This is a genomic window from Arthrobacter sp. HLT1-20 (assembly GCF_054510895.1).
Window position 1 is genome coordinate 59,046 of record NZ_JBTNDR010000020.1, and the last position, 7,959, is coordinate 67,004.

7 protein-coding genes and 1 pseudogene are annotated in these 7,959 nt (G+C 61.9%); 4 read left to right on the plus strand and 4 right to left on the minus strand.

The features are described from left to right. The first annotated feature begins 30 nt into the window (after positions 1 to 30). Together ACX80Q_RS12005 and ACX80Q_RS12010 are read left to right on the plus strand one after the other, a co-directional pair. Complete coding sequence (locus ACX80Q_RS12005; RefSeq protein ID WP_459330766.1) at positions 31 to 921, plus strand: phosphatidate cytidylyltransferase; 891 nt, start codon at positions 31 to 33, stop codon at positions 919 to 921. A gap of 65 nt (positions 922 to 986) precedes the next feature. Next, positions 987 to 1,586: a DivIVA domain-containing protein gene (locus ACX80Q_RS12010; protein WP_459330767.1), complete on the plus strand. Its 600-nt coding sequence runs from the start codon at positions 987 to 989 to the stop codon at positions 1,584 to 1,586. A gap of 25 nt (positions 1,587 to 1,611) precedes the next feature. On the opposite strand, the pseudogene ACX80Q_RS12015 reads toward ACX80Q_RS12010, so the two are convergent. The 4 genes and pseudogenes from ACX80Q_RS12015 to ACX80Q_RS12030 form a co-directional block, all read right to left on the minus strand. Continuing rightward, a pseudogene (locus tag ACX80Q_RS12015) lies at positions 1,612 to 3,121 on the minus strand (sodium/solute symporter). Beyond that, positions 3,118 to 3,510 carry a hypothetical protein gene (locus ACX80Q_RS12020; protein ID WP_459330763.1) on the minus strand — a complete coding sequence of 131 codons (393 nt, stop codon included), beginning with the start codon at positions 3,508 to 3,510 and terminating at the stop codon, positions 3,118 to 3,120. Before ACX80Q_RS12020 ends, ACX80Q_RS12015 begins: the two are co-directional and overlap by 4 nt. Then, positions 3,507 to 4,232: a LytR/AlgR family response regulator transcription factor gene (locus ACX80Q_RS12025; RefSeq protein WP_459330764.1), complete on the minus strand. Its 726-nt coding sequence runs from the start codon at positions 4,230 to 4,232 to the stop codon at positions 3,507 to 3,509. The genes ACX80Q_RS12020 and ACX80Q_RS12025 overlap by 4 nt, the downstream gene beginning before the upstream one ends. A gap of 180 nt (positions 4,233 to 4,412) precedes the next feature. Beyond that, positions 4,413 to 5,633, minus strand: a complete 1,221-nt coding sequence (locus tag ACX80Q_RS12030; protein ID WP_459330768.1) for a GAF domain-containing sensor histidine kinase — start codon at positions 5,631 to 5,633, stop codon at positions 4,413 to 4,415. A gap of 190 nt (positions 5,634 to 5,823) precedes the next feature. Between ACX80Q_RS12030 and ACX80Q_RS12035 the strand changes: the two genes are divergently transcribed. Then, positions 5,824 to 6,198, plus strand: a complete 375-nt coding sequence (locus ACX80Q_RS12035) for a DUF485 domain-containing protein (protein WP_459330769.1) — start codon at positions 5,824 to 5,826, stop codon at positions 6,196 to 6,198. A 39-nt stretch (positions 6,199 to 6,237) separates the two neighbouring features. Beyond that, on the plus strand, positions 6,238 to 7,854 hold the full coding sequence (locus ACX80Q_RS12040) for a solute symporter family protein (RefSeq protein WP_459330770.1): 1,617 nt from the start codon (positions 6,238 to 6,240) through the stop codon (positions 7,852 to 7,854). Positions 7,855 to 7,959: the final 105 nt, after the last annotated feature.

Sequence of the window (7,959 nt, forward strand, 5' to 3'; positions counted from 1 at the left end):
GTGCCGCTTCAACGCGAGCCTCTTGCTGCCATGCCAGCTGAAGCCACGGCGGCCAAGGCTCCCCGAACACCCAAGGCGGGCAGGGATCTGCCTGCTGCGATCACCGTCGGTGTGTCATTGCTGCTGGTGGTCATTGGCTCCCTGCTGTTCTACCCGCTGGCGTTTGTTGTGGTTGCCACGGCGTTCGCCTGCGTGGGTGTGTGGGAAGTGAGCCGTGCGGTGGCGGGCAAGGGCATCAAAGCCCCCATGACACCTGTCATGATCGGTGCCTTGGCCATGCCCGCCTCCGCATACTTTGCCGGATCCGAGGGTTTGCTGTTCGCGCTGGTGGCAAGTGCCGGTGCCACCGTCTTGTGGCGTTCACTGGATCCTGAACCGGGTGCCGTGAAGAGCATTCTGGCCGGTGTGTTCGCCTTGATGTGGATCCCGTTCCTGCTGAGCTTTGTTTTCCTGATGGTGCGCGGCGAAAGTGGTCCCACCCTGGGACTCACCACCGATTTGTCCGCCATCAACCCCGGCGTTTTGCAGGTGCTCATCATGCTGCTGCTGGTGGTTGCCAACGACACCTTTGGGTACCTGGTGGGAGTCCTTTTCGGCAAGCACCCCATGGCGCCGAAAATTAGCCCCAAAAAGTCTTGGGAAGGCTTTGCCGGTTCCCTTGGCGGGGCAACCCTGGTAGCCATCCCCGCCACAGTATTCTTGCTTGACCAGCATTGGTGGGTGGGTTTCGCCCTGGCCATTGGAATGGTCTTTGCCGGAACGGGTGGAGACTTTGCCGAGTCCATGGTGAAACGTGAACTGGGCATCAAGGATATGAGTAATTTGTTGCCTGGCCATGGGGGTGTCATGGATAGATTGGATTCAATCTTGTTCGCAGCCCCTGTTGCCTACGCCACCTTTAGTGTTTTAGGCCAGTTCTAGAAAACCGAATTCATAGGGTTTGCGCCGATTGGTGCAGGCCGTAGAGAAATGTTCAAGGAATGACTGTGACAGTGGATGAGAAAACCCGGACCAATTCCAGATTTAGATTGGTGGGTCCCAAGGAAATCGGTTATAACGTCAAACAGGTAGACGTGTTTTTGGAGCGCGCCCGGGCATATTTTCTGAATACGGATACGCACGGCAAAGCCATCACCAGCCTCGATGTCCGCACAGCAAGCTTCGATCCTGCGCGTGGGGGCTACAGCGCCCAAGCCGTGGATGCCGCCATGGACAGGATTGAAGATGAGTTTGTGCTGCGCGAAAAGGAATTGTTGATTGCCGCGGAGGGCGAAAAAGCCTGGATGATGAAGATCGGCAAGACCGCTTCGGTGCTGCGCGCCCGCCTGCACCGCCCCGACGGTGAGCGGTTCCGCCGCCCGTCCAAGAAAAGCGCGCAAAGCTACAACATGAACGACGTGGACGTGCTGTGCCGGGAACTGCTTGTCTACATTGAGGACAATGGCGAACTCAGCGTGGACGTGGTGCGCCGGGCTGTCTTTGCCCCCGAAAAAGGCAGCGACGGCTACGAGGAAAGCCAGGTGGATGCGTTCCTGGACCGCGTGGTGGAGCTCATGGCATCGATCGACCCGCTGCCCCCCAAATAGCCCTTCCCTGCAACTGGTGGGGGAGTTAGCCGGCTGAGCTGCGCGGATTCTCCACATCAAGGGGCCGCTCCGGCACATGGAGTTTGCTCATGAAGCGTGAAACCGTTGAGCTGCGCCGGTGCCGGGTGGCCCGTGAGACAACCACCATGACCAGAAATGCCGCGGGCACTGTCCATGCCGCGGGCTGGATAAGGACGCTGCGCCACGGTGCGTCGGCAGGCAGCTGGGCGCCCACCACCATGGCGGCTGCGCACAGCACGCCACCGGTAATCATGCCGGCAACGGCCCCGGCGTCCGTGAGGCCGCGCCACCAAATGCCCAGCAGCAGCAAAGGGCAAATGGTTGAGGCTGTAAAAGCGAACACCAGGCCCACGCTGCCGGCCAGCGCCAACGAATCAGTCACCATGGCTACGGCAAAAGGTACGACGGCGGCAAAAATTGCCGCGATCCTGAATCCCCGCACGCTTCCGCCCAGGAAGTCCTGGCTGATGACGCCTGCCAGCGAAACCACCAGCCCGGAGGTGGTGGAGAGGAACGCAGCAAAGGCGCCGGAGACCACCAGTGCCGTCAGCAGATCACCTCCCATGCCGCCAATCAACGTCCCCGGCAGGAGCAGCACTGTGGCGTCGGGCGAGCCGGTGGCGGCCAGGCCGGGAAGGAAGACCCTGCCCAGAACGCCGTAGATGGTGGGGAAGAAGTAGAAAATGGAGAGCAGCCCCAAAACGATCAGCGTGGTGCGGCGGGCGGCTGCGCCGTCGGGATTTGTATAGAAACGCACCAACACATGTGGCAGGCCGAGGGTGCCAAAGAGCAGGGCGACCATGAGGGAAACCGTTCCGTAGGCCGAGCCTGCGTTGAGCGGGTTCGACGGCGGGAAAAGTTCCGTTCCCGGGGGAATGGCCGGTCCGGATTGCTGACCGGTGACTCCTGAAAGCATCAGCAGGATGAAGATTGCAGGCACCGCCAAGGCCGTGAGTTTGAGCCAGTACTGGAAGGCTTGCACAAACGTCATGGAGCGCATGCCGCCGGTGGCAACTGTCAGGCACACCACGGCGACCACGGCGCCGGCGCCCACCCAGGACGGCAATCCGGTGGTGGTGCGAATGGTTAGCGCGGCGCCGTGCAGTTGTGGCACTATGTAGAACCAGCCCACGGCCACCACCAGGAGGCTGGTGACATGGCGGGCAGTGGTGGATTCCAGCCTAGCCTGGGCAAAATCTGGGATGGTGTAAGCGCCGGAGCGGCGCAGGGGGGGCAGCCACGAAGAACAACAGCATCAGGTACCCGGCAGTGTAGCCAATCGGAAACCAGAGGGCATCCAGCCCGGAGATGACAATGAGCCCGGCTATTCCCAAGAAGCTTGCGGCGGAGAGATACTCCCCGCCAATCGCCGAGGCGTTCCACCAGGGGCGCACCGTGCGGGAGGCAACATAGAAGTCGCTGGTGGTTCTAGATACGCGCAGGCCGTAGAACCCAATCAGGGCGGTACTGAGCGAAACGAGGATGAGAGCCGAATAGCCTATGGCTGGATTCACTTCTCATCCACCAGATCGCGGTACTGGTCCTCATTCTTGGTGGCGGCGCGAATGTAGAGCCACGCACATATCCCCATCAGTGGGTAGACGCCCACGGCCAGGATGAGCCAGGGCACCGGGACTCCCACAACGCGCCAGTCGGTGAATGTTGGCAGCCAGAGCACCAATGCCCAGCAGAGCAGGAGGGCTGCCATGAAACCGGCCGCAACCACCAGGGCTAGGCGCAACTGCGACCGGATCAAGGAGCGCACCATGACCTCGCCCACGGCCGTTTGCTCGGCAACTTCCTGGGAGACGCTGGTTCCGTGGGGAACGTGGTGGGCAAGCGTGCGTGGCGCAACAACCCTGACACGCCCCTGAGCTGGTGGGCGGGGCGGTTCAACACTCATGGGGTGGGCCGCACGCGCGTGGCCTGCAAATGTTCGCGAAGCACCGGCACGTGGCGGCGACTGACGGGCAAAACGTCGTTGGCCACGGAGACGGTGGGCTTGGCAGCACCCAGCTTCAGGGCCGTCACAAACGGCATGCACACCAGGTACGATCTGTGGATGCGGATGAAGCCGGCATCAGCCCAGCGCTGTTCCAGGTCTGCCAGCGGAACCCGGATCAAGTAGCTGGCTTCAGCCGTGTGCAGGCGCGCATAGTCACCCTGGGCCTGAACGAACCGGACCTCGTCGAGCCTGATGAGCCGGCTGACACCGCCCTGGTCCACGGTGATCATTTCCACCTCGTCGGCGGCTGCGGGGTGGGCCAGCAGATCAACCACCCTGTCCACCGTGCGGGTGAGACGTTCGGTGCGCAGCGGCTTGAGGAGGTAGTCCACGGCTGCCAGCTCAAAGGCTTCCAGAGCCCTGTCGTCGTCGGCCGTCACAAAGACCACCACGGGCGGGTTACTGCTCCGGCCAATGACCTGGGCCAGCTCCAGACCTGACAGTCCGGGCATGTGAATGTCCAAGAAAACAGCGTCCACGTCATGGCGCTCCAACAGTTCCAGTGCCTGGGCGCCGTTCATGGCCTTGTAGATGGCGCCGATGCGGGGGTCGCGACCCAGCAGGAAAGCCAACTCATCCACAGCCGGCAGTTCGTCGTCAGCGACAAGAACGTTAATCATGGGGCTAAGCCTAACCGCCGAGGGGCCCCGGCCGAGCGCAGCGAGGTTAGGGGAGGCGGTCAGGCGCTAACCGCCGAGGGGCCCCGGCTTTAGCGTTGCGAGGTTAGGGGAGGCGGTCAGGCGCTAACCGCCGAGGGGCCCCGGCTTTGGCGTTGCGAGGAACGGGGAGGCGGTTAGCAATCAGGCGTCGTGGCCTGGCTGGTTCTTGGGTACCGTCATGGTGATCAGCATGCCGTGGCCAATGCCCGTGTCCACGGTGAGGCCGTGCTCATCGCCGTAAACCTGCCGCAGCCGGGCATCAACGTTGCGCAAACCCACGTGGGTGCCATCATGCTGGCCGGCCAGCACCAGCCGCAGCTGCTCAGGGTCCATGCCCACGCCGTCGTCCTCTATGGTCACCTCGGTGAAGGCGCCCAGATCCCTGGCACAGATCTGCACCAGCCCTTTGCCCACCTTGGCCTCCAGCCCATGGCGGACGGCGTTCTCAACCAGCGGCTGCAGGCTCAGGAAGGGTATGACGGTGCTCAGGACCTCGGGGGCAATTTGCAAGCTCACTTGGAGTCTGTCGCCAAAGCGGGCGTTTTCCAGCAGCAGGTACCTGTCGATGCAGCGCAGTTCCTCGGCAAGGGTGGTGAAGTCCCCGTGCCTGCGGAACGAATACCGGGTGAAATCGGCGAACTCCACCACCAAATCCCGGGCTCGCTGGGGATCTGTGTTGATGAAGGAAGCAATGGCGTTTAGTGAGTTGTAGATGAAGTGTGGGCTGATTTGTGCGCGCAATGCCCGGACCTCGGCCTCGGCCAGGAGTGTGCGTGAGGAGCTGAGTTCGGCCAGTTCCAGCTGGGCCGAGACCCAGGCCGCCACCTCATTGGTGGCACGGACCAGGCCTGCCGTGGGCGTCTTGGACAAAATAATCACGCAGCCCACGGCCCGCGAATCCACTGTTAACGGGCAAATGACGGCGGCCTTGAGATCCGAGTCTGCAGGGGGCAGCCCCAGTGATTCGCGCAGTGGCTGGTCCAGCCTCGCCACCTGGGTGCGGCCGTTGTTCAGGGCCTTTGCCACCAGGTCCATGACCACGGCGGAATCGGGCTGTTTTGCCGCGGCCCCGGCACCGTCCCACGCCAGCAGGCGGGAGTCGTCCGTCATGGCAAATGCGGCGCAATTGAGCAGGGCACGCAGTTGTTTGCTGGCCTTCAACGCCCCCGCCGGTTCCAGGCCGTTGCGCAACTGGGCACCGGCGGCGACTGCCGAATGCAGTGCAGCAAACGTTGCGTGTTCGGCCTCCGTGCCCAGCTCCCGGTGGGACCGGGAGAGGCGGAATCCCAGGGCGGCCACGATGGCGATGGTGGCAACCACCACCGCAATGGCGGTGATGAGCAGAAGCGTTGACTCGCTCAGCACAGGAGATGACATGGACTACAGACTAGCTTCAAACGTGTGGCGTGGCCGCTATATAGCTGGGGAAGACTGCGGATCCCGCCGTTGGGCGCAGCAGCCATGCCGTTCACCGCGGCGGTCATCAAAGGGCTCCTAAATGTGACCCAACGCACTCCATAGTGAAAGAGATCACATCACTCAAGGAGGAATGATGGGTAATTCTGCCCACGCAAGCAACGAGTTTCCGGTGGACTTCATCGCCGAGCAGAACTCGGAAGAGTTCAAGGCACTTAAGAAGTCACACCGGAACTTTGTGTTCCCCGTTGCCATCGGTTTTTTGGTTTGGTACTTCGCCTACGTCCTATTGGCCGCCTACGCCCATGACTTCATGTCCATACAGGTCTGGGACAACATCAACGTTGGTTTGATTCTGGGCCTGTTGCAGTTCGTCACCACATTCGGCATCACCACCTGGTACGTCACGTACGCCAACCGCAAGCTCGATCCCCAGGCCGCTGTTATCCGCCACCGGCTGGAAGCGCAGATCGAGTTGGCCAAGCAGCCCAAAGAAAAGGAAGAGGTCTAAGCCGTGAGTCTGTCCTCCACGCTTCACAGCGTTGCCCCGCTGGCAAAGTCGCTCAGCGAACAAACCAAGGAAAACTCGTGGATCAACATTCTGATCTTCGTGGCCTTCGTTGCCGTCACCATGATTGTGGTGTTCCGGGCCAGTCGCAACAACAGCACAGCCGCTGACTACTACGCGGCCGGCCGCTCCTTCTCCGGTGGGCAGAATGGTACAGCCATTGCTGGCGACTACCTGTCCGCAGCCTCCTTCCTGGGCATCACCGGCGCCATCGCCGTCAACGGCTACGACGGCTTCCTGTACTCGATCGGGTTCCTGGTGGCGTGGCTGGTGGCCCTGCTCCTGGTGGCCGAACTCCTGCGCAACACCGGCAAGTTCACCATGGCGGACGTTCTCTCCTTCCGCCTCAAGCAGCGGCCCGTGCGCATCGCGGCCGCCACCACCACCTTGGTGGTGTGCTTCTTCTACCTTCTGGCCCAGATGGCCGGCGCCGGTGGCCTGGTCTCGCTGCTCCTTGGCCTGGACAGCAGCAACAAGGCGGGGCAGAACATTGTGATTGCCGTTGTTGGCGTGTTGATGATTGTCTACGTACTGATCGGCGGCATGAAGGGCACCACCTGGGTGCAGATCATCAAGGCGTTCCTGCTCATCATTGGTGCTGGCATCATGACGATCATTGTGATGGCCATGCATGGCTTCAACCTCTCAACCCTGTTGGAAGCGGCAGTTCAGACCTCCATTGCCGAGGGTGGTGCCGGTGAAGCGCTGCTGAATCCGGGCGCCCAGTACGGCAAGGCTCCGCTGGACTTCATCTCGCTGGCCCTGGCCCTGGTGCTGGGAACGGCAGCCCTGCCGCACGTGCTCATGCGCTTCTACACAGTTCCTACTGCCAAGGAAGCCCGCAAATCAGTGGTTTGGGCCATCTGGCTCATCGGCGGCTTCTACGTCTTCACGCTGGTCCTTGGCTACGGTGCCGGCGCCCTGATTGGTAAGGAAGCCATCCTGGCAGCCCCCGGCGGCGTCAATGCGGCCGCCCCGCTGCTGGCCTTCGTGATCGGCGGGCCACTGCTGCTTGGCTTCATCTCAGCCGTTGCGTTCGCCACGATCCTGGCCGTGGTTGCCGGGCTAACCATCACGGCAGCGGCATCCTTCGCCCATGACATTTACTCCAACGTCATCGTCAAGGGCGAGCCCAAGCCGGAGATGGAAGTCAAGGTTGCTCGCCGCACAGTCATTGTTATCGGGTTGGTGGCAATTGGTGGCGGCATTTTGGCCAACGGCCAAAACATCGCCTTCCTGGTGGCGCTGGCCTTCGCCGTGGCAGCCTCGGCCAACCTGCCCACCATCGTCTACTCCCTGTTCTGGAAGAAGTTCACCACCCAGGGCGCGCTGTGGAGCATGTACGGCGGTCTAGCCTCAGCCATCATCTTGATCGCGTTCTCACCGGTGGTATCCGGCAGCCCCAAGGCCATGATCCCCGGCGCCGACTTCGCGTTGTTCCCGCTGGCCAACCCCGGCATCATCTCCATCCCGCTGGCCTTCTTCCTCGGCTGGTTGGGTACAGTGCTAGACAAGAACACCGAGGATCCCCGCATCCAAGCTGAGATGGATGTCCGCTCACTGACAGGCGTTGGTGCCGAGAAGGCCACGGACCACTAGACGATATGAGGTGAGGGCCGGGGCCTTCTGTTTCACAGCTTCCGTGGGTTGCCAGTGAACAACCTCCTTGGCATTTCGGCCTTTGGAGCGTTGCATTGGTAGTGC

Coding starts and splice junctions, on each gene's coding strand:
- ACX80Q_RS12035 (WP_459330769.1), top strand. CDS start 5,824: ATGGGTAATTCTGCCCACGCAAGCAACGAGTTTCCGGTGGACTTCATC.
- ACX80Q_RS12020 (WP_459330763.1), bottom strand. CDS start 3,510: ATGAGTGTTGAACCGCCCCGCCCACCAGCTCAGGGGCGTGTCAGGGTT.
- ACX80Q_RS12025 (WP_459330764.1), bottom strand. CDS start 4,232: ATGATTAACGTTCTTGTCGCTGACGACGAACTGCCGGCTGTGGATGAG.
- ACX80Q_RS12005 (WP_459330766.1), top strand. CDS start 31: ATGCCAGCTGAAGCCACGGCGGCCAAGGCTCCCCGAACACCCAAGGCG.